Consider the following 26,407-nt stretch of genomic DNA (forward strand, 5'->3'; position numbering starts at 1 on the left):
CTCATTCCGGCGACAGCCAAAGGTTCAACGAGGTACCCGTGTCCGCTACTCCTGCCCCTGCTTCCAAAGCGCCACTGAAATGGTCCGGCCTGCTCTGGCCCTTGCTGTTTTTCTGGTATTTCTCGGGAGTCACCCAGGCCCTGCTGTTTGCCAGCGGCACCACCGGGTTCGCCGGTTTGCGCGATGCCTTCTTCCTCAGCAGCCTGTGGCTGGTACCGCTGCTGCTGGCTCCGCACCTGGCCCGCGGCACCAGCGCGGTGATCGGCGTGGTGCTGTGGGCCGCGTCGCTGGTCGGCCTCACCTACTACGGGATCTACCGCCAGGAATTCTCGCAGAGCGTGATCTTCGTCATGTTCGAATCGAACACGGCGGAGGCCGGCGAATACTTCAGCCAGTACTTCACTATCTGGCTGGCCTTCGCCCTGCTGCTCTACACCCTGGTCGCAGTATGGCTGTGGAAACGCATCCGTCCGTTCAGCCTGCCGCTCGGCAGCCGGCTGCCGCTGGTCGTGCTGTTGCTGGCGGGCAACCTGGTGTACCCGTTCTACAAGCAGATGGTCACCCAGCAGCGCAACTTCGCCGATGCCCTGGAGAAGGTCGAGCAGCGCATGGAGCCGGCCGTGCCCTGGCAATTGCTGGTCGGCTACCGGCAGTACCGCCAGCAGCTGGACAACATGCAGGCGCTGCTGGAACAGAACGCCGCCTTGCCGCCGGTACAGGGGCTGCAGGACAGCAGTGGCGACAAACCCCGCACCCTGGTGCTGGTGCTCGGCGAGTCCACCACTCGCCAGCATATGCACCTGTATGGCTACAACCGCGACACCACGCCCAACCTGGATGCCCTGGCGGCCAGCGACAAGGGCCTGACGGTATTCCGCAACGTGGTGTCGCCGCGGCCCTACACCATCGAGGTGATGCAGCAGATCCTGACCTTCGGCGACGAGCAGAACCCGGATCGCTTCCTTACCGACCCCTCGCTGATCAAACTGATGAAACAGGCGGGCTACAAGACCTTCTGGATCACCAACCAGCAGACCATGAGCAAGCGCAACACCATGCTCACCACCTTCTCCCAGCAGACCGACGAGCCGGTGTACCTGAACAACCAGCGCAACCAGAACGCCGCGCAGTACGACGATGTGGTCTTCGCTCCGTTCGAAAAGGCCCTGCAGGATCCGGCGCCGAACAAGTTCATCATCGTCCACCTGCTGGGCACCCATATGGACTACGAGTACCGCTATCCGCCCGAGTACCGCAGGTTCAACGACCGCCAGGGCGTGCCGGCCCAGTTGTCCAGCAGCCAGGTGGACACCTACAACGAGTATGACAATGCGGTGCTGTACAACGACTTCGTGGTGTCCGACCTGATCAAGCGCTACTCGGCCAGCACGCCCAACGGTTTCCTGCTGTACCTCTCCGACCATGGCGAGGATGTCTACAGCTCGGGCGACCATGACCGGCTCGGGCGCAATGAAGCGGCCCCGACCCGGCCGATGTATACCATTCCGTTCATCCTCTGGACTTCGCCAAGCTGGCAGGCAGCCCATCCCCGCGATCTCCAGGCGATGGCCAACAACGCCTACAGCAGCTCGCACCTGATCCACACCCTGTCGGACCTGGCCGGCCTGAGCTACGACCGCTTCGAACCAGCCAAGAGCGTGGCCAGCACGCAGTTCATCAGGGCGCCGCGCTGGATCGGCGACCCCTATCACAAGGGTGCGCTGCACGAGTTCGATCTGTTGCCAACGGACGGGATGGGCGAGGTACAGGAAACTGCGGGCAATCCCTGAGGCGATAAAGCTTCGCGCACAAGCCAGTTTTGCCTACCACCCACTACACAGGCTTCACGTATTCGCGTAATAGTATCTGGCCATATCCCGGCCCCTGCTGCTCAACCACGGAAGATCAGAGCCCATGCCTATCGATTCGGACTACGCCCATCGGGTGATCGCCGCCTATGCCGCCAGCCCGGCAAGGATGGGCGCGTTTCCACTGCCGGACCTCGACACCGTGTATGCCGCAGAGACGCTCAAGGATCACCTGGTCGGCAGCCCTTACAGCCATGCCGTGGAAGTCGCCCGGATCAATAACGGGATCCGCGACCTGTATGTGTTCGCCAACTCCGGTGCGCCCGGGGTGCTGAACGTCGATGTGGAAGGCGCCACCAGCCAGTTGCGCCGGGTACTCGGGCCCTTGGCATCCTTTGCCCAGATCCGCCGTGACTACTCCTTCTACGAACCCCAGCATCGCGATGTGGCGGCCCTGCTGGGCACGGTCCGCGCCGGCTTCAATACCCAGGTACACCCCGCCTTGCTCGTGCGCCTGGCCGATGTACAAGGGGCTATCGCCAATTTCACGACACTGGTCAACGAACTGGGCCATGGCCCCGCAGCGCTGCCCCCGCGGCCGGACCCGACTGCCCCGGGACTGAATCCGCGGGCCCAGGCCTCGATCCAGGCGTCCCAGGACCGCATCGTCAACCGCGGGCAGGCATCCACGGGAAACAATGGCGATATCCAGCGTGCGCAATTTCTCGACCACGCACAGATCGCCAGCCTCGCGGCACGGGCCGCCACTGCACGAAGCAGCGGCCAGGCCACAGGAGCGCAAAAAGACCGCCTGAAGGTGATGCTGGCCGCGGCCTTGGCCCTGCGCCTGCGCTTGATCGAACCGGGTGACGTCGCCGCCGTGTCCCAGGCCTTCGATAACTTCATCCCGACCCTGAGAAGGCTGCCGATGTACCCCTTCCTGGGGCGGATCGCCGACCTGGTCGCGGCCCTGATCGTGCCTGCCACGCCCTTGCCGGCCGCCGCACTGGACCATGCGGCGTTCCAGGCCACTGCCGCCGAGGTCCTGCGGGTTGCAGGTCAATCGCGCTTCTGTGCCGAGCCACGGGTGTTCAGCGCGGTCGGCAGCCAGGCGGAGTTCAACGGCTCGCTGGTCAGCCAGATCTGCTTCTGGTATGGCGGCGCGGGCAATGTGGCGAATCCGGTGGAATATCAGGTCATCGGCCCGCAAGCCACGCCCGCCAACGCCGCCGCATCCGGCAGCTACATGTGGGCCTGCTCGTCCTGCTGCAACCGTTCGGCGCAGATGGTCGGGCCGCTGCAACGGCTGGCGATGCCGCGACGAGCGCGGGAGGTCTGAAGCCGACGCTCTGGAGTACAACTACTCCAGGGCGATTTCACGACCGTCCGCGCTTCTCGACTTCGGCCAGTCGCTCCTCGATTTCCCGTGCCTCGTCCTGCTTTTCCTTGATCGAAACCGGGGTGATGAGTTTGTCCACCGCTTCGGTACGCGGGTCCGGCTGCTGCAGTACCGGGCCAGGCGACGTTGCGCCTTTTTGTGCGTTTTCCGAAGACAGCGGTTGCGGCGTTTTGTCGGACTGCCTGGAATCGTCGTGGGTCATGACCATCTCCTGATCAATGGGGTGTGTTTCAGAAGAGTCGCGCGCGAGTGAAAAAGTTTGATTGCATGACCGCTGGGGCGTTTTAGGTGGCGACCCCGTGTCGCCTGTCGAGAGAGCGCATGATGACCACCAGGCGCATGCCGATAGATCTTCAGCGTCCTCAAGATCGAGCGCCGCGCGGGCGGCGCTCGATCTCAAGGGCGCTGGAAAGGTCATGACAAGCACCTGTCAGCCCTGATGCGATCTACTGACAGGCCTTCTGACCTCAAAAGGTGTAGATACCCATGCAGGGATGAGGCCCGCACTGGCACTTCGATCACCGCACCTTTTGCCGATGCCGCTCCTTCATCTCCTGCCGTTCCTTGGCCTCCACCGACAACGACGCCGTAGGACGCAGCAGCAGGCGTTTCAAGCCGATCGGCTCACCCGTTTCCGCGCACCAGCCATACTCGCCACGAGCCAGGCGCTCCAGCGCTTCGTCGATCTTGTCCAGCAGCTTCTTCTCCCGCTCCAGCACCCGCAACTGCCAGTGCCGGGCTTCCTCGGTGCTGCCGATGTCGGCCGGGTCGGAGTTGATTTCGTGGTTCTTGAGGGATTCGAACTGCTCGGAGATCCGCTCCTGCAAGCCCTGCCGTTCGTTGAGCAGCAGAGTGTGGAAGTACGCCAACTGGCTGGCGTTCATATAGGCCTCTTCAGGCTGTTGCAGCAGTTCTTCTTCGGTCATGTTCATTTCCTGAAACTCAGCGGTAGTCCTTGGCAGCCATCGACCAGCCGCCCCTGGTGCCAGGCCAGTTGCCCGGAAACCAGGGTGGTGCTGATGCGGTGGCGGAATGCGTGGTTCTGGAACGGTGTCCATTGGCAGTGGGACAGCAGCGGATCGAGCGATACCGGCCTGGCGTGCGCCAGCGTCTCTACCAGCACCAGGTCGGCCCAGTAGCCCTCGCGGACATAGCCGCGGTCCTGGATGCCGAACAACCCGGCCACCGCATGGCTGGTTTTCTGCACCAGCCGGGTCAGCGGCAATACACCGTCGGCGACCAGCTCCAGCAGCGCCGGCAAGGCGTGCTGGACCAGAGGCAGGCCGGAAGGCGCCTGGGCATAGGGGCGGGATTTTTCTTCGAGGGTGTGCGGCGCATGGTCGGTGCCGATAACGTCGAGGCGATCGCACAACAGCGCCTGGCGCAGGGCATCACGATCGGTGCGGGCCTTGATCGCCGGATTGCATTTGATCAGGTTGCCAAGGCTTGCATAGTCGCTCTCATCGAACAGCAGATGGTGCGCGCAGACCTCGGCGGTGATGCGCTTGCCCGCCAGCGGACCGGGCTCGAACAGCGCCAGCTCGCGCGCGGAGGTAAGGTGGAGGACGTGCAGACGGGTGTCGAAACGCCTGGCCAGTTCCACCGCCAGCGACGAGGAGCGGTAGCAGGCTTCGGCGTCACGGATCACCGGGTGCAGTTGTGGGCCGATGGCGTCACCGTACAACTCGCGCAAAACGGCCTCGTTGGCGAGAATCGACGGGGTATGTTCGCAGTGGGCCAGGAGGATAGTGGGAACGCAGGCGAACAGACGCTCGAGCACGTTCGGGTCATCCACCAGCATGTCGCCGGTAGACGCCCCCATGAACACCTTGACCCCGGCCACCTCGCGCGGATCGAGGGCGGCGACCACATCGAGGTTGTCCTTGCTGACGCCGAAGTGGAAGGCGAAATTGGCCACCGAACTGCGCGCCGCACGCCGTTTCTTGTCCGCAAGGGCCTCCAGGGACAACGTCGCCGGATGGGTATTGGGCATATCCATGAAGCTGGTGATACCCCCGGCCACCGCCGCCCGCGACTCGCTGTGAATGCTGCCCTTGTGCGGCGCGCCGGGTTCGCGGAAATGCACCTGGTCATCGATCATCCCGGGCAGCAGCCATTGGCCCCGGGCATCGATTTCCACTGTGGCGCACTGCTGGTCGATGATCCCGGCGATCTTTTCGATGCGGCCGTGGGCGACCAGGATGTCGGCGCAGAATGTGCTGCCTTCGTTCACGACGTTGGCATTGCGGATCAGGATTCGGCTCATGATGCAGGTCGGGGTCTCGGCGTAAACGTTACGTTATAACACTCGAAATAATGCAACGTCGAGGCGCGTTGGCAAGCCACAAAGCCGCCGGAAAAAACCATTAAAGATTCCTTCACCCAGACGACGGCATTCCTCATCTACGCTCACCTCATTTCTCGCCCGGAAATCCGCCCATGGATATGGACTGGCATCAAGCCCTGCAAGAGAGCCTGCGCTGGCTCGCCCTCACCTCCCTGATCACCCTGCTCAGCCTGGCCATCTGCGCGCGGCTGGCCGTACGCTTTACCCGCTGGGGCCAGCAGTTCTGGCAGATCGCCGGCCCCTGGCTGAACCCGAAACACAGTTGGCGGCCGTTGCTTGTGTTTGCCCTGCTGCTGTTGCTGACCCTGTTCGCGGTTCGCCTGAACGTGCTGTTTTCCTTCTGGTACAACGGTTTCTACAGTGCCCTCCAGGGCCTGGACCAGGCGGCGTTCTGGTACCTGCTCGGGGTGTTTGCGGTGCTGGCGACCATCCATGTACTGCGCGCCCTGTTCACCTACTACGTGACCCAGGCCTTCAGCATCCGCTGGCGCACCTGGCTGACCGAACGCTTGACCAGCGATTGGATGGCCGACGATGCCTATTACCGCGGACAGTTCCTGGAAAACCCGGTCGACAACCCGGACCAGCGTATCGAACTGGACGTGAATGCCTTCGTCACCGGCTCCGTGACCCTGTGCCTTGGCGCAGTCAGTGCGCTGGTGTCGCTGGTGGCCTTCACCGCGATTCTCTGGGGGCTGTCGGCCCCACTGACGGTGGCCGGGGTGGAGATTCCCAGGGCCATGGTCTTCGCCGTATACATCTACGTGCTGATCGCCACCTGGATCGCCTTCCGGCTGGGCAAGCCGCTGATCCGCCTGAACTTCCTCAACGAAAAACTCACCGCGAACTTCCGCTATGCGCTGATGCGCCTGCGTGAGTACGCGGAGAACGTGGCCTTTTACCAGGGCTGGCGAATCGAACGGGACACCTTGCTCGGGCGTTTCTCGGCCTTGATCCTCAACGTCTGGGCGCTGGTGTACCGGAGCCTGAAATTCGACGGTTTCAACCTGGCAGTGAGCCAGGTCGCGGTGGTATTTCCCTTCATTCTCCAGGCGCCACGCTTCTTCAGCGGTGCGATCAAGCTGGGGGATGTGATGCAGACCTCCCAGGCCTTCGGCCAGGTGCAGGATTCGCTGTCGTTCTTCCGTTCTTCCTACGACACCTTCGCCCAGTACCGCGCGACCCTCGATCGCCTGACCGGCTTCATGGATGCCAACCAGCAGGCCCGGGAATTGCCGCGGGTCGAGCGCATCGCGGATGCGCAGGTGCTGGATATCCGTGGCATGCAAGTGTCACGACCGGATGGACAGACGTTGCTGGGCGATTTCAACCTGAGCCTGACGCCCGGACAATCGCTGCTGATCAAGGGGCCGTCGGGTTGCGGCAAGACCACCCTGCTGCGCGCCATTGCCGGACTGTGGCCCTATGCCGAGGGCGAGGTACGTTGCCCGGGTGGCGAGTCGGCGCTGTTCCTGTCGCAGCGGCCATACCTGCCGCTGGGGATGCTGCGCACGGCGGTGGCCTATCCGGCGCCGGGCCTGCCGGGCGATGACGAGCGTCTGGTCCAGGCCCTGCGCGAGGTCAATCTCGGGCACCTGACGGACAAGCTGGACGTCAGCAGTGACTGGGGGCGGATCCTGTCGATCGGCGAGCAACAGCGCCTGGCCTTTGCCCGGGTACTGGTGAACCAACCGAAGATCGTGTTCCTCGACGAGTCCACCTCGGCGATGGACGAAGGACTGGAACATGGGCTGTACGAACTGATGCGCGAGCGGATGAAGGACAGCATCCTGGTCAGCGTGGGGCACCGGGCGACCTTGGCGGTGTTCCATAGCCATCATCTGCTGCTGGACGGGAAAGGTGGGTGGAACCTGGTTGAACGCTGAGGAGTACATTCGTACTCCACGGCGCGCGCCCGAGCATTCGCCAGGTCAATCGAACAACAGGGAGCGCCCCTCGGCCGACGGCAGGACACACTCGACCCGGTGCCCACAACCCGGCACTACCAGCATCCGGCGCTGGACCTTCAGCACTGCCTGCTCATAGGCCAGGAAACCCAGGCCCCGCTGCAACCTGAAAGGCCCCTGGAGCATCGCAGCACAGGATTTGTCGAGCACCGGATAGAACGCGCCCTGCCCTGCGCTGTTGTCCAGGCCGCCTTCCAGGTAATCCACCCGCGCCGCGGCATAGCGCGCCCTGGCCTGCCCGGCATCGGCAGGCAGCCAGGCGGGCAAGGCATCGGTGCCATATTTCCAGGCGTTGTAGCCGTCACACGCCTGTACCGGCAGTTCCATGACAAACCCGCTGCCCTGCGCCACTGGCCGCACCGGATCGAAGTACAGCCAGCTCCCCGGGTCGGCGATCACGTAGCGCAATCCGACCCCGACCGGGGGCTCGGCAGCAAAGGCCACGCTGTGCTGCAGCATCTGTGCCCCGGCGGAGAACCCGGCCAGGGTGACGTTGCGCAAGCCGGGATATTGCCGGACCAACTCGATGACCAGGGCATCCAGCGCAGCGAAGGCGCTGATCGGATGCGCTCCCAGCGATGGCTCTCCGGCCAGCCAGCTGCCACAGGTCCAGCGTGCGTCTCCGGGCTGCGCCGCAGGCTCGCCCGGCGAACTGCAATGGCGCGCATCCTCCACCTGGTACAAGGGCGCCACCACCAGGGTATCCGCCAGCCGCCCGGCCATCCGTGCCGCCTGCAGACCGGCGGCGAAACTGCGGCTGGCGTCCCGCGGATGCCCATGGAGCACCACCAGCGCCGCCTGGACACTGCGCTCACCGACGGGTCGCGAAGCATAGTAATGCAGCGCCCCTGCCTCATCGGGCAGGTCGAATCTACGCAGGTCAGCGGCGCCCGCCACATGGGCAACTGTCAACAGGACAGCGAACAGGTAAACACAACGCTTCATGCGGAATCTCTTATTGTCATTCAGTGACGATCTGCAACATGAGATTAATTTAATAATTCCCGTCGCGTACAACTTTGCCCTGGCCTGATTAACTTTATTTCACCCGCTTTGCCCTTCTGTTTAATTGCCAACTTCGATGTCCCCGGAGATCATGGCACAGCCTTGCCATCGAGCTGCAAGGCCTATACCGCAAGGCTTACAGCCCGAGTCCGCGCGCATGAACATCCGCGCGGACAGCGACCGCGTGCCGCCTGAAAACGTGTAGACACCAAAAACCCAGGTTAATCCAGAAGTTCCGGCATGAGGCCTTGAAACATGGGTAACCCACTCTTTGCAGGACACCTGAGACCATGCAAGCCGCTCCTATTGCTATCGAAGAACGCATTCTCCTGACCGGCGCCACCGGTTTTCTCGGCGGTGCGGTGACCGCGCAATTGCTCGCCGAGGGCCATGGTGCCAACCTGTCGTTCCTGGTGCGTGCCGACACCCGCGACCAAGGCCTTGAACGCCTGCGCGACACTCTGCGCCAGCATGGTGCCGGCGAATGTGCCCTGCAGTTCCTGCACGCCGAGCAGATCATCTGCGGCGACTTTCTCGACACTGCCTGGCTGCCCCGGGAAACCCCGCGCCTGATGCAGATCGAGCGGGTCATCAATTGCGCTGCGGTAGCCTCCTTCTCGAAGAACCCGAGCATCTGGCCGGTCAATGTCGAAGGCACCTTCGCCTTTGCCGAAGTGATGAGCCGCTCCAAGCGCCTCAAGCGCTTCCTGCATGTCGGTACGGCCATGTGCTGCGGCCCGCAACAGGCTTCGCCCATCAGCGAATCGTGGAGTTTTCCCGACGGCGCCGAGCAATTGGTGGACTACACCGCCTCCAAGGCCGAGATCGAAAGGCGCATGAGCGTGGATCTGCCAGGCCTGCCATTGGTAGTGGCACGCCCGTCCATCGTCGTTGGCCATCGCACCCTCGGTTGCCAGGCATCGGGCAGTATCTTCTGGGTGTTCCGCATGGGCTTCGCCCTTGAGAGCTTTACCTGCGGGCTGGATGAGCAGATCGATGTGATTCCGGTGGACTACTGTGCCGAAGCCCTGATCGGCCTGGCCCTGAAGCCGCAACTGCGGCATAACCTCTACCACGTTTCCGCCGGTCATCATGCTGCCTGCAGCTTCGCCGAGATCGACGAAGCCTTTGCCTCGGCCAATGGCGCCAGCCCCGTGGGCGCGCGCTATCGCAAGATCGGCGTGGACGACCTCAAGGAACTGGCCGGCGACTTCGCAGCCCGCATCGGTCCGGCCAACCCGCGCCTGGTCCTGCGCGCGCTGCGCCTGTACAGCGGCTTCGCCGACCTCAACTACCTGTTCGACAACAGCCGCCTGCTCGAAGAAGGAATTGCCCTGCCCCCGCGGTTCACCGACTACCTGGATGTCTGCGTGCGCTCCTCCAGCGGGGTCAGCATTGCCACGCAGATGCAGTGGGATTTCAAATAGTTAGCCTTTCGGCTGATTCGTGCGGCTGGCGGATGAATTCCGTCGGCCGCTGCTGTACCCTCACCCGCGAATTCCGCCAGATACCCGCCAATCTTGAATACCCCAGCACTGACACCCCGTGAGGCCTACCAGATTCTCCGCGACATCGCCCAGGGCATCCGCCCCATGCGGCGAATCGGCGAACACGGCTGGAGCGAAGTCCGCAATGGACTGCTGACGGTCGAAGTGGATGGCTGGGTCTTCACCCTTTACAACGATGGCGATGCCCTGGGGCATTGCGAGCGCTGCTACAACCCTGAAGGCTCCGCCTATATCTTCGATGCCGGACATCCCTACGGGACCAATCCCGTGGAGTTCATGAGCCAGTGGGAACGGCAGCGGGTCGAGGGGATGCTGCAGGTTCTGTAGGGCGCTGCGGGGCCTCATCGCGGGCAATATCCCCACCGCTATCGAGTGCACCACGGACAACCGAAAACCTTGGTTACAACTCTTTTTTGACATCTCCTTCACCCGCCCCGAACACGCCGTTGCCTAAATTGCCGTCATTCCCGTAGTGCTTGTCCCGGAGTGACAGTCATGCTGCAAGGCGTTTTCGATAATCCCGCTCTTCCTTCCCGTCCCAAGCGACGTCTTCCGATTTCGAAAAAACTGCTGGTCCCGGGCCTGTGCGCCCTTCTGCTTCTGGCCGCGTCAGCCGCGTGGCTTTCCACGAGGACACATGTCATGAGCCTGGGTAGTGAGCAGCAGATGCTCGATAGCGGGATTTATGCAGAATGGGCCAAGGGCAAGGTGATCGTGCTGATCCGTCATGCCGAACGCTGCGACCGTTCCGACAACCCCTGCCTGAGCGACCCCACCGGCATCACCGTAGAAGGCAGCCAGGCGGCGATCGAAGTGGGCAACGGCTTGCAGCGCCTTGGCCTGGGCGACGCCGAAGTGCTGAGCAGCCCCGAGTACCGCACCCGGCAGACGGCTCACTTCATCTTCGGCAAGGAGGTCGCCAGCCGTGACTGGATCGGTGAATGCGATCGCGATTTCACCCATGCGGCCCTGCAAGGCAAACGGCCCGGCGTGAATCTGGTACTGGTCACCCACAGTGGCTGCATCGACCACGTCGAGCGCCAGCTCAAGGTGCCCGGTGGCGAGCGCTCCAGCGAATATGCCAGCGCCCTGTTCGTGTCGATGAACAATGACGGCAAGGCGCGGATCCTCGGCCAGATGAATGCCAACGAATGGCGCAAAGTCGTCGCCAGCGCGGGGAAATAAGCATGCGGACTGCTTCGCGAAAGGATTTCTATCTGGTCAACCTGGGCGTGCCGCTGCTGCTGGCGGCCGCGACCTTCCTGCTGTTCGACCTGACCCGCCTGGATCGCCTGATCAACGACCTGTTCTATGACCCGGCCACCCAGCAGTACATCCTGCAGCACAGCCAACTGTTCGAAAAACTCACGCACAAGTGGCCGCGGATCCTTCCGGACTGGACCGGCGAGGCGGCTGTCGTGGGCACCTTGCTGTCTTTCTCATGGCCCCTGCTGGCCAGGCATCAACGCGCAGTCAGCCTGCTGGACAAGGCGCGGATCGCTCCACTGCTGCGGTTTACCGCGCAGTATCGGCGCGACCTGCTGTACGTGGTTACGGCCTTCGCCCTGAGCACCACGCTCATCCATTACCTGAAAAGCCATACGGGCGTGTATTGCCCGGTGGAAACCACCCTGTATGGCGGCGATCAACCGCACCTGGAGTGGTTCAGCAACTTCTCGATATTCGACAAGGCCGGCCCCGGCCGCTGCTGGCCGGGCGGCCATGCCTCCAGCGGTTTCACGCTGCTGGCGCTGTACTTCGTCGTCCTGCGCCATCGCTGGCCCCATGCGCGCAAGCTGTTGGTGGCGATCCTGCTGATCGGCACGCTCTACGGCACCACCCGGGTACTGCAGGGCTGGCACTATATGTCGCATACCTTCTGGGCGGGGATCGTGGTCTGGCTGGCGAGCTGGGCGAGCGCACTGCTGTTCTACGGGAGGCTGGCATTGCAAGGCCAGCAGGGTTTAAACCCGCGCCCGCTGGCGGTAAGCTCTGGGGCTCTAGTACAAGCTTTCCAGGGCAGTGACCATGACCAGGCCGCTTTTACTCCTGCTGGCCGCCACGGCCTTCAGCCAGATCGCACAGGCCCAGCAGATCCAGCGCCAGCTGGGTGATTTCGACTTTCGCCTGGGAACCACCAGTTCCCGCAGCATGGCCCAGGGGCTGATATCGCCCGGTCCCCTGGGCGCCTTCCATGGCGGACTGGACGTCAGCCACGCCAGCGGCTGGTACTTCGGCCAGTACGCGCCGAGCATGGGCCTGTCGGAAAACACCACCTTGCGCCTGGACAGCTACCTGGGCACCCGGCAACGCTTCAACGACAGCCTTGGCTACGAGGTCGGCCTGATCCACTACAGCCTGCCCAACGTCTCCGGCAACGACAGCTACGCGCTGTATGGCGGCCTGGCGATCTTCGGCAGTCGCCTCGGTGGCGCGCTGCGCAACAACCCCGACAACCGCACCGGCACCCTGTTCGCCGATCTCGGCCGGGTGCCGCTGCTGGATGCCGGAATCACCCTCAAGCTCGCCCATCATCAGTTGGGCACACCCTTCACCATCGGCGATGGCAGCCAGGTGCAGAGTTTCAGCGACTGGTCGCTGCAGCTTTCAAGGCCCTGGTTGGGCATGGACCTTGACCTGATCTACAGCAGTTCGGACCTCAGCGGTGGTGGCTGCGAGGCCTACTCGGGCATCAACACCTATTGCGACAGCACCATCACCTTCAAGGCACAGCGCAGTTTCTTCTGAATCAGCCGTCCAGGGTGTCGTAGGACACCACCCGGTCCCGCCCGCCCTGCTTGGCCTGGTACATGGCCTGGTCGGCCTGGCGCAACAGATGCTGATAATCCGGGTGCCCACTGTAGGTCGCTACGCCAATACTCACGGTGAGCCGGTGCTTGCGGCCCTCGGTCAGGTTGAAGGTTTCCGCGCCGATCTTGTGCCGCAGCTTTTCCGCGACCTTCAGCGCGTTGGCGTTGTTGATGTCGACCAGGATCATCAGGAATTCCTCGCCGCCCATGCGGAACACGTAGTCCCCGGCGCGGCTGTGGCTGCTGAGGATCTCCGCGGCCTGCTGCAGGACCAGGTCGCCGGCGTCGTGGCCGAAGCGGTCGTTGATCGCCTTGAAGTGATCGATATCCACCGACAGCACCGAAAAACGCTGGCCGGTCTTTTGCGCGATGGCGATTTCGTTGCCGATCACCACCGGGAGGAACTTGCGGTTAAGCATGCGGGTGAGCACGTCGCGGCCACTTTCCAGCTCGTTGGCACTGTTGAACAGGCTATCGAGGTTGAACATCAGGCTCTTGGTCCGGTCACGGATTTCCCGCAGCAGGCTCATGCGCGCCGCTTCGTCGCCCGCGGCAGCCAGGAAACGCGGAAGCAGTTCGTCGTCCACATGACGGATGATCGCCAGGATCTGCTCGCTTTCCCGGGTGTTCTGGAACGCATAGGCGCCCTTGTGGCGGAACCACAGACCGAAATCCGCAGCGGCCAGGCGCGGCAGGTTGGCCCCGCTGGCCCCCATCGCCAGGTCGAACATCAGGCTGTTTTCCCAGTCGAGCAAGGCGCCGCGCTGGCGCTCGCGCTCGGTGGTGATGTTCTGCAATACCGAGAACAGCCGGTAGCCTTCCTCGTTGCGCGAATTGCGGTCATGGGAGCGGCTGTAGGCGTGGCTCATGATTTCCATGGCCAGGTCCATCGTCTCGCTGGCCAGGCGCAGGATTTGCGCATGCTCCTGCGCGGCCCAGCCTTGCTCGGCAATCAGTTGGTACAGCTGCTTTTTCAGATAGCGCGCACCGCCGAGCACCAGGTGCAGCGGCACGTCGATTCGTGCATGCACCTCGCCCACCTGCTTCTGCAACGCCACCAGCGGCAGGAAGTCATCACCGGCGCGGGCCGAATAGACCTTCACCAACCAGGCCTGCATCGAGCTGCCCAGGCGGCTCTTGACGTCTTCATGGGAGAGGATCAGCGAGGCGTTGGGGTCGGCCAGCATCTGTTCGTAGAAACGTGCGGCGAGGGTGACCTTGTGAGTCTCGACCAGCCCTTTCAAGGCGTGTGTCAGCGCGTCGGGGAACTGCGCGACCATGGAATGCCATTCCCTGGCTTGTACTTCTGGAGAAACGCTTGGCATGTCTGGCCTATTTTCAGTTCAGCAGAAAGCGTGACGCCCCTTCGGACCTGAAGAGGCGTTCAATCGCTGGCGGGCGTCATGTGCTCGCCAGGCGCGCATTCTATTGCACGTTGAACGTGAAAGTCTTGGCAGTCAGCGCTCCCCGTGCAGGCAGCAACGCCGCGGGCCCGCCCCGGCTTCGGCGCGTTTTTCCTCGGCCACCGCTTCGCGCCACCAGCGCTTGCCGGCCTGCGGTGCGCACAGGTCGAAGCGCTCGCCCATGCCCGGCGTCGCAACGCTGACGCCCTGCTGCGCCGCGTGCTCCAGCACGGTTTCGAAAGGTTCGTACCAGGCGTGCATGGCCAGGTCGAAGGTGCCGTTATGGATCGGCAGCAGCCAGCGACCGCCCAGGTCGACATGGGCCTGTACCGTCTGCCGAGGGTGCATGTGCACGTAGGGCCAGTGTTCGTTCCAGGCGCCGGTTTCCATCAGGGTCAGGTCGAACGGGCCGAAACGTCGGCCGATCTCGCCGAAGCCGTCGAAGTAGCCAGTGTCGCCGCTGAAAAACAGCTTGAACCCGGGCGCTTCGATCACCCAGGAACACCACAGGGTGCGGTTGCCATCACGCAGGCCGCGACCGGAAAAATGCTGCGCCGGCGTGGCGGTCAGGCGCAGGCCGCCGGCGTCGATGCCTTGCCACCAGTCGAACTGGTGCACCTTGTGCGCCGGCACACCCCAGGCCAGCAGGCGGTCGCCGACGCCCAACGGCGTGACGAACACCTCCACCTTGGGTGCAAGGACCTTGATGGTGGCGCGGTCGAGATGGTCGTAATGATCATGGGAGAGGATCACCCCACGGATCGGCGGCAGCTCGGCGAGGCTGATCGGCGGTTCGTGAAAGCGCTTGGGTCCGGCGAAGGCGAACGGCGAAGCCCGCCGGGAAAACACCGGATCGGTCAGCCACCAGTTGCCTTCGAGCCTGAACAGCAGGGTCGAATGCCCCAGGCGGTACAGGCTGCCGTCGGCGGCCTGTTCCAGGTCCTGCCGGGTCAGGCGCTGCACGGGCAATGCCACCCGCGGCACGGTGAAGCGCGGTTTGTTGAACAGCAGGTTCCACAGCACCCTGGCGTCCGGCGCCGGCGCGTCGGCCGGTCGTGGCGTCAGGTTGTGAAAGCGTCCCTGCCGGGCCTGGGGCGAATGGGCATGCTCGGGTTTCAAGGGCGGAATCCTCCGGGGGCGAGGTTTCCAATCTACTCGGGATGCCCGGGGATTCAAGTGAAGGAAGATTAACCGGCGGGGATCGGGCAATGAGCCTGGAGGAATATGCAAGCAGGAAGCTCCGTGGGGACTCGCAGGCCCTCATCGCCGGCAACGCCGGCTCCCACAGGGATGGCGAACACCGCAGAACCTTGTGGGAGCCGGCGTTGCCGGCGATGAGGCCAGTAGGGTCCCTGATGATTCTCTTCCCATTGCACCTCGCGTAAAGTTTTCCTAAATGCTCATGGCCCTGCTTAATGGACAAATACGCCCCCCGCCAGTGGCTCCCCCACGAAAAACCCGCATTGCCCGGCTCGCCGTCGACGCCGTTGCATGCCCCGGCCAAGCGCATGGCCTTTGCTGCGGTGGGCCTGCTGGTGGCGATCACCGGCGGCCTGGGCAACGCACTGGTCACCGCCAACCTGCCGTTTCTCCAGGGCGCATTGGGCGCGACCAGTGCCGAGATGGCCTGGCTGCCCGCTGCGTTCGTGATGACCAACGTGTCGATGAACCTGCTGCTGGTCAAGTTCCGCCAGGAATTCGGCTTGCGCGCCTTTACCGAAGTGTTCCTGGTGCTCTATGCCCTGGTGACCTTCGCCCATCTGTTCGTCAACGACCTCAACTCGGCCATCGCCGTGCGCGCCGCCCATGGCATGGTCGGCGCGGCCCTCAGCTCGCTGGGCCTGTACTACATGATCCAGGCGTTCCCGGCGCAGTGGCGCCTGAAGGCCATGGTGCTCGGGCTTGGCGCCTCGCAACTGGCCGTACCGCTGGCCCGGGTGTTTTCCGAAGACCTGCTGCAGATCGCCGAATGGCGCGGCCTGTACCTGTTCGAACTGGGGCTGGCCCTGGCCGCACTGGGTTGCGTGCTGATGCTCAAGCTCCCTCCCGGCGACCGCTTCAAGACCTTCGAGCCCCTGGACTTCCTGACCTTTTCGCTGATGGCCAGCGGCACCGCGCTGCTTTGCGCAGTACTCTCCCTCGGCCGCATCGACTGGTGGCTGGACGCGCCCTGGATCGGCGTGGCCCTGGCCTCGTCCATCGCCTTGGTGTGCAGCGGCCTCGCCATCGAGCACAACCGCAGCAACCCGCTGCTGATGACCCGCTGGCTGGGCAGCGGCGCCATCGTGCGCCTGGCCCTGTGCGTGGTGCTGATCCGCATGGTGACCTCGGAGCAGTCCACCGGGGCGGTGGGTTTCCTGCAAGCACTGAACATGGGCAGCGAGCAGATGCGCCAGTTGTACTGGATCATGTTGCTCGGCGCGGCGACGGGGCTGGCTACCAGTGCCTTGACCATCACCCCGCAGCACCTGGTGCTGCCGCTGTTCGTCTCCCTGGCGGCGATGGCAACCGGTGCCTTCATGGACAGCTCGTCGAGCAACCTGACCCGCCCGGCACAGATGTACTTCAGCCAGTTCCTGCTGGCCTTCGGCAGCACCTTCTTCCTCGGCCCGAGCATGGCTCTGGGCATCGGCCATGTACGCGCCAACCCGCGCAACCTGGTGAGCTTTTCGGTGATGTTCGGTATCTGCAACAACCTCGGCGGCCTGCTCGGCTCGGCGCTGCTCGGTACCTTCCAGACGGTGCGGGAGAAATTCCACTCCAGTCACCTGGTGGAAAACCTCGGTTACCTGGAACCCCTGGTCAACGCCAGGATCCAGAGTGGTGGCGCCGGCTATGCGGGAGTGATTGCCGATCCGGCCCTGCGCAACGAGGCCGGCGTGCGCCTGCTGGCCAGCGCCGCAACCCGCGAGGCCAATATCCTGGCCTATAACGATGTATTCATGCTGATCGGCACGATCGCCGTGCTGACCATGATCTGGATCTTCATCCGCAGCCTGCGCTTGCGCTATCTCGCGCGCCAGGCAGCGGTCCCCACCCCCTCAAGCGACGCACCGAGCCGATGACCCAGGAAACCCCCTCGACCACCACCACCGCCATCGCCGAAACCCCGGAAGGCCTCGCTCCGCCCAGCGAACCGGGCAGCCCGCAGCGCTCGCGCAGGGTACGCCTGCTCTCGACCTTGAGTTTCGCCGCCGTGGCCATCGTCGGGATTCTCGTCGTGCTGTATGCCTGGCGCCTGCCACCCTTCGGCAGCACCATCGAGAGCACGGAAAACGCCTTGGTGCGAGGCCAGGTGACCATCATCGGTCCACAACTGGCGGGGTACGTCGTCGAAGTGCCGGTGCACGACTTCCAGTTCGTCAAGGCTGGCGAGCTGCTGGTACGTCTCGACGACCGCATCTACACCCAGCGCCTGGCCCAGGCCAAGGCCCAGTTGCAACAGCAGCAGGCGGCGCTGGCCAACAACCTGCAGCAACGCAACAGCGCCGAAGCGGTGATCGCCCAGCGCCAGGCGGCCATCGACGACGCTGCGGCCCAGGCCGCGCGCAACCAGGCCGACCTGCGCCGCAACGAAGAACTGGCCCGCGACGGCTCGGTGTCGCGCCGCGAGCTGGACCTCAGCCGCGCCAGCCATGCCGCCGCCGTCGCCAGCCTGGCCCAGGCCCGGGCCGCCCTGGAAATCGCCCGCCAGGACCGCGAGACGGTGATCGTCAACCGCGCAGCCCTGGAAGCAGCCGTGGCAAACGCCAAGGCTGCGCTGGAACTGGCGCGCATCGACCTGGACAACACCCGGGTCACCGCGCCCCGCGATGGGCAGCTCGGGCAGATCGGCACGCGCCTCGGCGCCTACGTCAATTCCGGCGCACAGTTGATGGCGCTGGTGCCGGAGGTCAAATGGGTCATCGCCAACCTCAAGGAAACCCAGATGGCCAACATGCGCATCGGCCAGCCGGCAAGCTTCACCGTCGATGCCCTGAACCACCTCAAGCTGCACGGCCATGTGCAGCAGATCGCCCCGGCCACCGGCTCGGAATTCGCCCTGCTGCAGGCCGACAATGCGACCGGCAACTTCGTCAAGATCGCCCAGCGCATTCCGGTGCGGATCACCGTGGATGAGGATCAGCCGGAAGCACAACATCTGCGTCCGGGGATGTCGGTGGTGGTCAGTATCGATACGCGGCAATGAGCCAGGCGTCACTGGCGCCGGAACTCCACCGTGGTCTTGACCCGCTCATCCACCACCAGCGAAAACACATCCGGCCGCGAGTAATGCCCGACCACATCGAAGTCATAACGTGCCCGCACCAGCTCCTCCAGGTCGATCCGTGCGGTCAACAGTCCTTCCTCGCCACGTAGCGGCCCTGCCAGCACGTCGCCCAGCGGCCCGACGATCACGCTGTTGCCCTGGATCAACGGGCGATCACCGTCCCAATGCGGCACCTCGATACCCAAGGTATTCGGCGACGGCTGGACCTGGCAGGCACTGACCACGAACAGGCGACCCTCGTGGGCAATGTGACGCATCGACGCCTGCCAGACATCGCGCTCGTCCACGGTCGGTGCGCACCAGACCTGCACGCCCTTGGCGTACATCGCCGTGCGCAGCAGCGGCATATGGTTTTCCCAGCAGATCGCCGCGCCAACCTTGCCCACCGGCGTATCCAGCACCGGCAGGGTCGAACCGTCGCCCTGGCCCCAGATCAGGCGTTCGGTACCGGTCGGCATCAGTTTGCGATGCTTGCTGACCAGTCCGCCCTCCGGAGAGAAGAACAGCGCAGTGCAGAACAGCGTGTTGCCGGATCGCTCGATCACACCGATCACCAAGTGTGCACCGGTGCGCTGGGCCAGGCCGGCCAGCTCGTCGGTTTCGGCGCCGGGGACGTCGATGGCGTTTTCGTAGTAGCGCTGGAAAGCCTCGCGACCTTCGGGCAGGCGATAGCCCAGGTAGGTGCCGAAGATCTCGCCTTTCGGATAGCCGCCCAGCAGCGCCTCCGGCATGACCACGAGGCCGACACCGGACGCCTTGATGCGCTCCTCGTAGGCCAGGATCGCCTCCAGGGTGGCGGTCTTGCCCTCGGGGCGCGAGCCGATCTGCAAAGCGGCAACGATGGAAGTTGGCATGGGTCTGTCTCGCTTGTGGTGGGTAGATTGAGGCATAGTCGCCAGTACCGCGTTATCAATCAATTCAGCACACACGCCATCTGATATGAATCAAATCAATATCTGTTCGCTGGACCTCAACCTGCTGAAAGTCTTCGAAGCCCTGTACGAGGAAGGCGGCGCAGGCCGTGCATCTATTCGCCTGGGCATCACCCAGTCGGCCGTGAGTGCCGCCCTCGCCCGCCTGCGCCTGGTGTATGGCGATCATCTGTTCGAGCGTACCGGACGCGGTTTGCGGCCCACTGCGAAAAGCGAGGAACTGCGTCCGATCATCGGCGCAGCGTTGGAGAAATGCCGGCAGAGCCTGTTGCTGGTCAGTGGTGCCGGGGCCGCCTTCCATGGCCGGACCGTGTCCCTGGGGCTATCGGACGACCACGAGCTGGCCATCGGCCGGGCGCTGATCGACCTGGCGAAGCAGCGGGCGCCTGGCCTGCGCCTGCTGTTCAAGCAGACCCACAGCATGCTCGCCGCGGATGCGTTGATGGGGCGGCAGATCGACCTGGCGCTGACCGCCGGGGCCATCGCTTCACGGGTGCTGGGACGGCAGGTGCTGGGGAGCGGTGGCTACAGCTGCCTCAGTGCGCTGCCGGGAGAACTGGGGCTGGAGGACTTTCTTCGGCGCGGGCATGTGCTGGTGTCGTCCGGGGGCTATGTCGGGGTGGTGGACGAGGCGCTGGCGGCACTTGGGCAGAACCGGCGGGTCGAGGCGTCGACCACGCATTTCGCGGCATTGCCGGCCTTGTTGTACGGCAGCGATTGCATTGCCACGCTGCCGACCCACGCGGCGCAGGCCCTTGCGCGGTTGTCCGGGTTGGTCTGCCTGCCCTGCCCGATCGATTTGCCGCGTTACTCCGTGGAACTGGGCTGGCGGGCGGACAGTGCTCGGGATCCGGCGATCCAGGTGGTGCTGGAGATGGTGCGTGAGGTAGTCGAGCAGGTGAAATGATCCAGATTTGCCTTTGCCCTCCCGGGCCTCATCGCTGGCAAGCCAGCTCCCACAGGTATCGCATGCACCGCTGAACCTGTGATTTGCCTGTTTCATTTCCCACAGGTATGGAGCAAATCCCGGGAGCGCCGCGGACACTGTGGGAGCTGGCTTGCCAGCGATGAGGCCAGCAAGAACAGCCTACTGCTCGACCCTGGCCATGGCCGCCTGCTCATAGCGCGGATACAGATGGCTCACGCTTCGGATCAACTCATACTTGCTCAATTTCACCGCCGCGAACCGTTCGGGAATCGGCGTGGCGATCACTTCGTTCATCTCCAGGCCGTTGGCCGCACTGTCGCGCAGCAGATCGTCCAGCCAACCAAGGTAATCCATCATCTGCTCGAACGGCCGGCGATCCTGGCTGACCGGGCCATGTCCCGGTACCAGCAGCGTCCAGGGCAGCCCCTGCAACTGCTGGAGATCCTCCATCCACTGCAGCAACCCCGGGCTGTGCGGTGTGGTCAGCGCACGCTGGTAGAACACAAGATCGCCGGTAAACAGCACCCCGGTCTTCTCATCCAGCACTGCCAGATCGGCACCGCTATGGCCGGTAAATGCCAGCAAGCGCAGTGGGTGGGAACCAAAGCGTTTCACCCCCGGCTCCAGCGCCTGTTCCGGCACCCGCACCTGGGTCCCGCGCATCCAGTCGCCGACCATGCGGTACATGTTTTCCGCCAGGCCGTCGCCCTCCTTCGCCAACTGCGCGTTGGTGCCCGGCAGGGCGGCGATGGGCACATCGGCGAAGGCCTGGTTGCCCAGGGCGTGGTCAGGGTGGTGATGGGTGATCAGCACCTGCACCACCGGCTTGTCGGTGACCTTGCCGATGGCCGAGCGCAGGGCCTGGCCGTAGCGCAGCGAAGGGCCGCTGTCGATCACCACCACCCCGGCCTCGCTGACGATGAACCCGGTATTGACGATATTGCCGCCATTGTCGCGGGAAAAATTCTCGGTGCTGCCCTCCAGCACCCAGGTGTCGTCGGCGATCCGGCGCGGTTCGAGACGGTAATCCAGGTCGGCCAGGCTCGGCAGGCTGACAAGGCTCAACAGGCACAGCAAGGCTCGCATCCAGGACCTCATTCGATGGCGGCGTCGAAGGCATTGCCGTTGTTGTCGCGCAGGCTCAGGCGTACCGGGCCCGGGCGGCGCAGGTCGAACGACAGGCTGGGGTTTTCGCTCACGGCCGGCCACAGTTCGAGGGTCGCCAGGGACCGGCCAGCGGCATCGAACAGTTCGGCGTGCTCGATGAAGAATTCCGGGATCCCGGCCATCAGGCCGTTATCCATGGGGTGCGCAACCGACAGGCGCAGGCGGCTGAAGTCTTCGCGCGGATAGCGCCCACCGAGCACCTGGCCGAGCCGTTCTTCCCAGCCCGGCTGGCTGCGTACGACGCTGGGCGCGGTGCAGCCGCCACCGGCAGCGTCGATCAGGGTCGAGCCGACGTGCCAGACGCCATCCTCGGTCTGCACGGCGGCACGCAGCGGCGTGGCCTGCTCGATGCGGATCCGCACCGCCAGCCAGGGCAGCACGTCCGGGCCCGGAGCAAAATCAACGATTCTGGGCAGCGGGTTAAGCTCGGCCCAGACCAGCATGCGCCTGACCCGGCCTGGCACGTCCCGGGCATCCACTTGCAGCGGTACCTGCCGGGCGTCCTCGGCGAACGGCGGTGCGACGACCTTGACCCGCTGATCGAAGCGGTACGGCTCGTCGCCAATCCATTGCTTGCGGTAGAACTCCCACATCACCGAGGGCACCGGGTCAGGCCCCGGATCCAGGGCATGGGCCGGGGCACCCAGGCATAACGCCAGCAGCAGCAACGGCACCCGGGTCATGGCATCACTCCGTGACGTGCACGCTGTCCAGGTAGGTGCGCACGGCCCAGAGCGCTTCCTGGCTCAGGTAGTCGGCCATCTTCGGCATGTAGACGCGGCCGTCGCGTACCGAACCGTTGCGCACCCGCTCGACGAACCACTCGTCCCCGGCGGCGCCTTCGTCGAGCATGCGCAGGTCGGGGGCGATGCCGCCGGACTTGGCTTCCAGGCCGTGGCAGGCCGCACAGTTCTGGTTGTAGGCCGAGGCACCGATGGCGACCGCCTCGTCATGCTGCGGGCTGTTACGGTAAGGGTTCTCGGTACGCCACTCTTCGCCGAGCTTTTCCAGGTTGCCGGTATTGACCGCCGTCGGCACTACGTTGCCGTGGGCCATGACCGCCCCTGCACTCACCAGGCCGGCCAGGAAAACGGCACTCAGGCAGGCGTTCTTAACTGTTGTCATTGTTTTGCCCTCGACTACTTCAGGTTGCACGATTTGCACGCGAAAACCTCTCTGGCGAAAGGTTCTGCCAGCCATCTTAGGAAGCGTCCGCAGGCGTCCCCATGCTGCTTTGGTGGTCGCGTCCTAGTCCGTTGGTAGTAGGGCTTGTGGGGCAATGCCAAGTCATGTCCGGACCGGGAAGTTTTCCCGGCAAGGGCGGGAGTTTTTCCGTATCCGGGGTGGCCCTGGCGTTCCAGTCTATGCAGGCCAAAACCTCCATTGGGAAACACCAAGATGACAATAAGATCGTTACCCGCCGCACACTCTCGCCTCTCGCTGGCCCCCTTGTCCCTCGCCGTGCAGGCCGTGCTGCTGGTCGGCACCCTGGCCATGGCGCCTGCCCATGCCAAGCCGGTGACCTGGGAAGACATCGCCGACGACCACAAGACCACCAACAACGTGCTGCAATACGGCATGGGCACCAACGCCCAGCGCTGGAGCCCGCTGGCAGCGGTCAACGACAAGAACGTGTTCAAGCTGACCCCGGCCTGGTCGTTCTCGTTCGGCGACGAGAAGCAGCGTGGACAGGAGTCGCAAGCGATCGTCAACGACGGCGTGGTCTACGTCACCGGTTCCTATTCGCGGGTGTTCGCCCTCGACGCCAAGACCGGCAAGCGCCTGTGGACCTACAACCACCGCCTGCCGGACAACATTCGCCCGTGCTGCGACGTGGTCAACCGCGGTGCGGCGATCTTCGGCGACAAGATCTTCTTCGGCACCCTCGACGCCCGGGTCATCGCCCTGAACAAGGACACCGGCAAGGTGGTGTGGAACAAGAAGTTCGGCGATCACTCCGCCGGCTACACCATGACCGGCGCCCCGACCCTGATCAAGGACCAGAAGACCGGTAAGGTGCTGCTGATCCACGGCAGCTCCGGCGACGAATTCGGCGTGGTCGGCCAGCTCTATGCCCGCGACCCGGAAACCGGCGAAGAGGTGTGGATGCGTCCGTTCGTGGAAGGCCACATGGGCCGTCTGAACGGCAAGGACAGCACGCCGACCGGCGACGTCAAGGCGCCGTCCTGGCCGGATGATCCAACCACCGAGACCGGCAAGGTCGAAGCCTGGAGCCACGGCGGCGGCGCCCCATGGCAAAGCGCTAGCTTCGATGCCGAAACCAACACCATCATCGTCGGTGCCGGTAACCCGGGCCCATGGAACACCTGGGCGCGCACCTCGAAAGACGGCAACCCGCACGACTACGACAGCCTCTATACCTCCGGCCAGGTCGGCGTCGATCCGAGCACCGGCGAGGTCAAGTGGTTCTACCAGCACACCCCGAACGATGCCTGGGACTTCTCCGGCAACAACGAACTGGTGCTGTTCGACTACAAGGACAAGGACGGCAAGCAGTACAAGGCCACCGCCCACGCCGACCGCAACGGCTTCTTCTATGTGGTGGACCGCACCAACGGCAAGCTGAAGAACGCCTTCCCGTTCGCCGACAACATCACCTGGGCCAGCCATATCGACCTCAAGACCGGGCGTCCGGTGGAGAACGAAGGCCAGCGTCCGCCCAAGCCTGCTCCGGGCGAAACCAAGGGCAAGCCGGTGGAAGTCTCGCCGCCGTTCCTGGGTGGCAAGAACTGGAACCCGATGGCCTACAGCCAGGACACCGGCCTGTTCTACGTGCCTTCCAACCAGTGGAAAGAGGAATACTGGACCGAGGAAGTCAACTACAAGAAAGGCTCCGCCTACCTGGGCATGGGCTTCCGCATCAAACGCATGTACGAGGATCACGTAGGCTCGCTGCGGGCCATGGACCCGACCACCGGCAAGATGGTCTGGGAACACAAGGAACGCCTGCCGCTGTGGGCCGGTGTGCTGGCGACCAAGGGCAACCTGGTCTTCACCGGTACCGGCGACGGCTACTTCAAGGCCTTCAACGCCAGGACCGGCGAGGAACTGTGGAAATTCCAGACCGGCAGCGGCATCGTCTCCCCGCCCATCACCTGGGAACAGGATGGCGAGCAGTACATCGGCGTGACCGTCGGCTACGGCGGCGCGGTGCCCCTGTGGGGCGGCGACATGGCCGAGCTGACCAAGCCAGTGGCACAGGGCGGTTCGTTCTGGGTATTCAAGATCCCAAGCTGGGATACCAAGACTGCGCAGCGTTGATCTGAACGTGGCCAAAGGGGCATCACAGCCCCCTTGGCCCCTGTGGGAGCTGGCTTGCCAGCTCCCACAGGGTTTTGTGCCCAAGCTTAATGACGGAGCTATCCATGAAATACCTCCCGCTACTCCTGACCCTCGCCATTACCCCCGCCTTTGCCGTGATCGCCGATGATGGCGACGACCAGCCGCTGGTGATCAATGGCTGCGTGATCCAGCCGGAAAGCCAGTGCCCGAATGCCAATCTCGCCGGTGCCGACCTGAACAACCAGGACATGAGCAAGATGAACCTGGCCGGCGCCAACCTGAAGGGCGCCGACCTGCGCCATGCCAGGCTCGACCTGGCCAATCTGGAAAAGGCCCAGTTGCAGGGCGCCAACCTCAACCGTGCCAGCCTGCAGCAGGCCAACCTGCGTATCGCCGACCTCACCGGCGCCAGCCTGATCGCCACCCAGGCCTGGGGCCTGTTCGCCCAAGGGGCCAAATTCAATGACGCCAACCTGAGCGGCGCCTACCTGGAGTTCGCTCGTCTTTCCGGGGCGAAGCTGCACAACAGCAATCTGCAGGCCGCCGACCTGGAAATGACCTGGCTGAGCCGCGCCGACCTGCTCGGGGCGAACCTGTCCGACGCCAACCTGCAGGAGGCCAAGTTCGGTGAAAGCAATCTGGAAAAGGCCGACCTGCGGGGCACCCGCAAGCATTATGCGAACTTCCAGGATGCCAACATGGAAGGTTGCGAAGGCTGTCCCAAGACCTGGGATTGATGGTGTTTTCACTGGCCTGATCGCTGGCAAGCCAGCTCCCACAGGGATCAGTAACCTGTGGGAGCTGGCTTGCCAGCGATCAGGCCCTCAAGTCAGGCCGCGATCCTGAGCAACCCCGTCTCGATCGCCAGGTGCACCAGCTCCGCATGCGAACTCACCTGCAACTTGCTCTTCAACAGCGTCAGGTAGTTCGACACGGTCTTTGCGCTCAGGCACAGGTGCTCGGCAATCATCCGCATCGACGTGCCCTTGGCCAGCATCAGGAATATCTCGGTTTCGCGCTGGGTCAGGCCGCTCAGGCGGGCGTCCTTTTGCTCGACCCGGTGCGGCTGGGTCGCCAGCTGGGTCGCCAGGGCCTGCTCGATATAGGCATGCCCGGCCAGCACCCGGCGTACGGCTTCGAGCAGGGTTGCCGCCGGCACCGACTTGGACAGGAAGCCACAGGCCCCGGCATCCAGCGCCTGGCGCACCAGACCAAGCTCGGTATGTTCGCTGAAAAACAGCACGCGCAGTTGCGGCAGCCTTTGGCGCAAGCGCCGGGTGGTCTCCAGCCCGCTGATACCGGGTAGATCGAAATCCATCAGGACCAGGCCCGGCACCTGCTCCTGCACACGCAACAAGGCTTCTTCACCGGAGGCGGCCTCGCGCACCGGCAGTTCTTCGGCAAGCACGGCACTCAGGCCCAAGCGCAGCATCGGATGGTCGTCGACCAGCAGGATGTCCATCGGCGTGTTCTCTGGTTGTTATCGCTACGTTATCGCCACGGTCCCATGCTAGAGCCCTGCCCGAGCCCTTCGCCTACTACTTTGGTAGCGCTTTTGCT

General features: G+C 64.0%; 24 protein-coding genes. 13 read left to right on the plus strand and 11 right to left on the minus strand.

Annotated elements, in window-relative coordinates:
* Positions 1 to 38: 38 nt before the first annotated feature.
* A complete protein-coding gene (locus N7650_RS13440) occupies positions 39 to 1,790 on the plus strand; it encodes a phosphoethanolamine transferase CptA (protein WP_279898619.1) in 1,752 nt (583 codons plus the stop codon).
* A 124-nt stretch (positions 1,791 to 1,914) separates the two neighbouring features.
* Positions 1,915 to 3,147: a hypothetical protein gene (locus N7650_RS13445; protein ID WP_279898621.1), complete on the plus strand. Its 1,233-nt coding sequence runs from the start codon at positions 1,915 to 1,917 to the stop codon at positions 3,145 to 3,147.
* 37 nt (positions 3,148 to 3,184) lie between these two features.
* On the opposite strand, the gene N7650_RS13450 is transcribed toward N7650_RS13445, so the two are convergent.
* The 3 genes from N7650_RS13450 to N7650_RS13460 form a co-directional block, all read right to left on the minus strand.
* Complete coding sequence (locus N7650_RS13450) at positions 3,185 to 3,409, minus strand: hypothetical protein (RefSeq protein WP_279898623.1); 225 nt, start codon at positions 3,407 to 3,409, stop codon at positions 3,185 to 3,187.
* A gap of 316 nt (positions 3,410 to 3,725) precedes the next feature.
* A complete protein-coding gene (gene dksA / locus N7650_RS13455) occupies positions 3,726 to 4,133 on the minus strand; it encodes an RNA polymerase-binding protein DksA (protein ID WP_279898625.1) in 408 nt (135 codons plus the stop codon).
* Between the two features lie 2 nt (positions 4,134 to 4,135).
* On the minus strand, positions 4,136 to 5,473 hold the full coding sequence (locus N7650_RS13460; RefSeq protein WP_279898626.1) for a dihydroorotase: 1,338 nt from the start codon (positions 5,471 to 5,473) through the stop codon (positions 4,136 to 4,138).
* A 173-nt stretch (positions 5,474 to 5,646) separates the two neighbouring features.
* On the opposite strand from N7650_RS13460, the gene N7650_RS13465 reads away from it, so the two are divergent.
* Positions 5,647 to 7,440, plus strand: coding sequence for an ABC transporter ATP-binding protein/permease (locus N7650_RS13465; RefSeq protein WP_279898627.1), 1,794 nt, complete (start codon positions 5,647 to 5,649; stop codon positions 7,438 to 7,440).
* A 45-nt stretch (positions 7,441 to 7,485) separates the two neighbouring features.
* Here the strand turns inward: N7650_RS13465 and N7650_RS13470 are convergent, their stop codons facing one another.
* Positions 7,486 to 8,466, minus strand: coding sequence for a hypothetical protein (locus tag N7650_RS13470; protein WP_279898628.1), 981 nt, complete (start codon positions 8,464 to 8,466; stop codon positions 7,486 to 7,488).
* Positions 8,467 to 8,816: 350 nt separating this feature from the next.
* Here N7650_RS13470 and cprA point away from each other — a divergent pair, with 350 nt between their 5' ends.
* From cprA to N7650_RS13495, 5 genes are all read left to right on the plus strand, one after another.
* Positions 8,817 to 9,953, plus strand: coding sequence for a cationic peptide resistance protein CprA (cprA, locus tag N7650_RS13475; RefSeq protein WP_279898629.1), 1,137 nt, complete (start codon positions 8,817 to 8,819; stop codon positions 9,951 to 9,953).
* Between the two features lie 93 nt (positions 9,954 to 10,046).
* Positions 10,047 to 10,361 (plus strand): hypothetical protein, encoded by a 315-nt coding sequence (locus N7650_RS13480; RefSeq protein WP_279898630.1) that lies wholly within the window; start codon positions 10,047 to 10,049, stop codon positions 10,359 to 10,361.
* A 168-nt stretch (positions 10,362 to 10,529) separates the two neighbouring features.
* Positions 10,530 to 11,219: a histidine phosphatase family protein gene (locus N7650_RS13485; RefSeq protein WP_279898631.1), complete on the plus strand. Its 690-nt coding sequence runs from the start codon at positions 10,530 to 10,532 to the stop codon at positions 11,217 to 11,219.
* A gap of 2 nt (positions 11,220 to 11,221) precedes the next feature.
* The gene (locus N7650_RS13490) at positions 11,222 to 12,148 is read left to right on the plus strand and encodes a phosphatase PAP2 family protein (protein ID WP_279898632.1); all 927 of its coding nucleotides are present in this window, start codon (positions 11,222 to 11,224) and stop codon (positions 12,146 to 12,148) included.
* Positions 12,063 to 12,782 carry a TorF family putative porin gene (locus N7650_RS13495; RefSeq protein WP_279898633.1) on the plus strand — a complete coding sequence of 240 codons (720 nt, stop codon included), beginning with the start codon at positions 12,063 to 12,065 and terminating at the stop codon, positions 12,780 to 12,782. The genes N7650_RS13490 and N7650_RS13495 overlap by 86 nt, the downstream gene beginning before the upstream one ends.
* A gap of 1 nt (position 12,783) precedes the next feature.
* Here N7650_RS13495 and N7650_RS13500 read toward each other — a convergent pair whose 3' ends face one another.
* The gene (locus N7650_RS13500; RefSeq protein WP_279898634.1) at positions 12,784 to 14,124 is read right to left on the minus strand and encodes a diguanylate cyclase; all 1,341 of its coding nucleotides are present in this window, start codon (positions 14,122 to 14,124) and stop codon (positions 12,784 to 12,786) included.
* Positions 14,125 to 14,301: 177 nt separating this feature from the next.
* Entirely contained in the window at positions 14,302 to 15,312 is a 1,011-nt protein-coding gene (locus tag N7650_RS13505; RefSeq protein ID WP_279898685.1) for an MBL fold metallo-hydrolase, read from the minus strand.
* A gap of 350 nt (positions 15,313 to 15,662) precedes the next feature.
* Here N7650_RS13505 and N7650_RS13510 point away from each other — a divergent pair, with 350 nt between their 5' ends.
* Both N7650_RS13510 and N7650_RS13515 read left to right on the plus strand, forming a co-directional pair.
* Positions 15,663 to 17,312 (plus strand): MFS transporter, encoded by a 1,650-nt coding sequence (locus N7650_RS13510; RefSeq protein WP_279898635.1) that lies wholly within the window; start codon positions 15,663 to 15,665, stop codon positions 17,310 to 17,312.
* Positions 17,309 to 18,436, plus strand: coding sequence for an HlyD family secretion protein (locus tag N7650_RS13515; RefSeq protein WP_279898637.1), 1,128 nt, complete (start codon positions 17,309 to 17,311; stop codon positions 18,434 to 18,436). Before N7650_RS13510 ends, N7650_RS13515 begins: the two co-directional genes overlap by 4 nt.
* Before the next feature lie 8 nt (positions 18,437 to 18,444).
* Here N7650_RS13515 and N7650_RS13520 read toward each other — a convergent pair whose 3' ends face one another.
* Entirely contained in the window at positions 18,445 to 19,371 is a 927-nt protein-coding gene (locus tag N7650_RS13520) for a carbon-nitrogen hydrolase family protein (protein WP_279898638.1), read from the minus strand.
* A gap of 85 nt (positions 19,372 to 19,456) precedes the next feature.
* On the opposite strand from N7650_RS13520, the gene N7650_RS13525 reads away from it, so the two are divergent.
* Positions 19,457 to 20,356 carry a LysR family transcriptional regulator gene (locus N7650_RS13525; RefSeq protein WP_279898639.1) on the plus strand — a complete coding sequence of 300 codons (900 nt, stop codon included), beginning with the start codon at positions 19,457 to 19,459 and terminating at the stop codon, positions 20,354 to 20,356.
* 180 nt (positions 20,357 to 20,536) lie between these two features.
* On the opposite strand, the gene N7650_RS13530 is transcribed toward N7650_RS13525, so the two are convergent.
* From N7650_RS13530 to pedF, 3 genes are read right to left on the minus strand one after another with little or no spacing between them, the layout of a single operon-like run.
* Entirely contained in the window at positions 20,537 to 21,463 is a 927-nt protein-coding gene (locus N7650_RS13530; RefSeq protein WP_279898640.1) for a quinoprotein relay system zinc metallohydrolase 1, read from the minus strand.
* A gap of 8 nt (positions 21,464 to 21,471) precedes the next feature.
* Positions 21,472 to 22,227, minus strand: coding sequence for a quinoprotein dehydrogenase-associated SoxYZ-like carrier (locus tag N7650_RS13535; protein WP_009398459.1), 756 nt, complete (start codon positions 22,225 to 22,227; stop codon positions 21,472 to 21,474).
* Between the two features lie 4 nt (positions 22,228 to 22,231).
* Positions 22,232 to 22,669, minus strand: coding sequence for a cytochrome c-550 PedF (pedF, locus tag N7650_RS13540; RefSeq protein ID WP_064301253.1), 438 nt, complete (start codon positions 22,667 to 22,669; stop codon positions 22,232 to 22,234).
* Positions 22,670 to 23,038: 369 nt separating this feature from the next.
* Here pedF and exaA point away from each other — a divergent pair, with 369 nt between their 5' ends.
* Positions 23,039 to 24,826, plus strand: a complete 1,788-nt coding sequence (exaA, locus tag N7650_RS13545) for a quinoprotein ethanol dehydrogenase (RefSeq protein ID WP_279898686.1) — start codon at positions 23,039 to 23,041, stop codon at positions 24,824 to 24,826.
* Positions 24,827 to 24,930: 104 nt separating this feature from the next.
* Positions 24,931 to 25,584 carry a pentapeptide repeat-containing protein gene (locus N7650_RS13550; RefSeq protein WP_279898641.1) on the plus strand — a complete coding sequence of 218 codons (654 nt, stop codon included), beginning with the start codon at positions 24,931 to 24,933 and terminating at the stop codon, positions 25,582 to 25,584.
* Positions 25,585 to 25,676: 92 nt separating this feature from the next.
* Here N7650_RS13550 and N7650_RS13555 read toward each other — a convergent pair whose 3' ends face one another.
* Entirely contained in the window at positions 25,677 to 26,309 is a 633-nt protein-coding gene (locus tag N7650_RS13555) for a response regulator transcription factor (RefSeq protein ID WP_009398448.1), read from the minus strand.
* Positions 26,310 to 26,407: the final 98 nt, after the last annotated feature.

The organism is Pseudomonas sp. GD04058 (assembly GCF_029836855.1).
GTDB lineage: Bacteria > Pseudomonadota > Gammaproteobacteria > Pseudomonadales > Pseudomonadaceae > Aquipseudomonas > Aquipseudomonas bharatica.

Coding starts and splice junctions, on each gene's coding strand:
- N7650_RS13445 (WP_279898621.1), top strand. CDS start 1,915: ATGCCTATCGATTCGGACTACGCCCATCGGGTGATCGCCGCCTATGCC.
- N7650_RS13450 (WP_279898623.1), bottom strand. CDS start 3,409: ATGACCCACGACGATTCCAGGCAGTCCGACAAAACGCCGCAACCGCTG.
- dksA (WP_279898625.1), bottom strand. CDS start 4,133: ATGACCGAAGAAGAACTGCTGCAACAGCCTGAAGAGGCCTATATGAAC.
- N7650_RS13460 (WP_279898626.1), bottom strand. CDS start 5,473: ATGAGCCGAATCCTGATCCGCAATGCCAACGTCGTGAACGAAGGCAGC.
- N7650_RS13465 (WP_279898627.1), top strand. CDS start 5,647: ATGGATATGGACTGGCATCAAGCCCTGCAAGAGAGCCTGCGCTGGCTC.
- N7650_RS13470 (WP_279898628.1), bottom strand. CDS start 8,466: ATGAAGCGTTGTGTTTACCTGTTCGCTGTCCTGTTGACAGTTGCCCAT.
- cprA (WP_279898629.1), top strand. CDS start 8,817: ATGCAAGCCGCTCCTATTGCTATCGAAGAACGCATTCTCCTGACCGGC.
- N7650_RS13485 (WP_279898631.1), top strand. CDS start 10,530: ATGCTGCAAGGCGTTTTCGATAATCCCGCTCTTCCTTCCCGTCCCAAG.
- N7650_RS13490 (WP_279898632.1), top strand. CDS start 11,222: ATGCGGACTGCTTCGCGAAAGGATTTCTATCTGGTCAACCTGGGCGTG.
- N7650_RS13495 (WP_279898633.1), top strand. CDS start 12,063: ATGACCAGGCCGCTTTTACTCCTGCTGGCCGCCACGGCCTTCAGCCAG.
- N7650_RS13500 (WP_279898634.1), bottom strand. CDS start 14,124: ATGGTCGCGCAGTTCCCCGACGCGCTGACACACGCCTTGAAAGGGCTG.
- N7650_RS13510 (WP_279898635.1), top strand. CDS start 15,663: ATGGACAAATACGCCCCCCGCCAGTGGCTCCCCCACGAAAAACCCGCA.
- N7650_RS13515 (WP_279898637.1), top strand. CDS start 17,309: ATGACCCAGGAAACCCCCTCGACCACCACCACCGCCATCGCCGAAACC.
- N7650_RS13520 (WP_279898638.1), bottom strand. CDS start 19,371: ATGCCAACTTCCATCGTTGCCGCTTTGCAGATCGGCTCGCGCCCCGAG.
- N7650_RS13525 (WP_279898639.1), top strand. CDS start 19,457: ATGAATCAAATCAATATCTGTTCGCTGGACCTCAACCTGCTGAAAGTC.
- N7650_RS13530 (WP_279898640.1), bottom strand. CDS start 21,463: ATGCGAGCCTTGCTGTGCCTGTTGAGCCTTGTCAGCCTGCCGAGCCTG.
- N7650_RS13535 (WP_009398459.1), bottom strand. CDS start 22,227: ATGACCCGGGTGCCGTTGCTGCTGCTGGCGTTATGCCTGGGTGCCCCG.
- pedF (WP_064301253.1), bottom strand. CDS start 22,669: ATGACAACAGTTAAGAACGCCTGCCTGAGTGCCGTTTTCCTGGCCGGC.
- exaA (WP_279898686.1), top strand. CDS start 23,039: ATGGCGCCTGCCCATGCCAAGCCGGTGACCTGGGAAGACATCGCCGAC.
- N7650_RS13550 (WP_279898641.1), top strand. CDS start 24,931: ATGAAATACCTCCCGCTACTCCTGACCCTCGCCATTACCCCCGCCTTT.
- N7650_RS13555 (WP_009398448.1), bottom strand. CDS start 26,309: ATGGACATCCTGCTGGTCGACGACCATCCGATGCTGCGCTTGGGCCTG.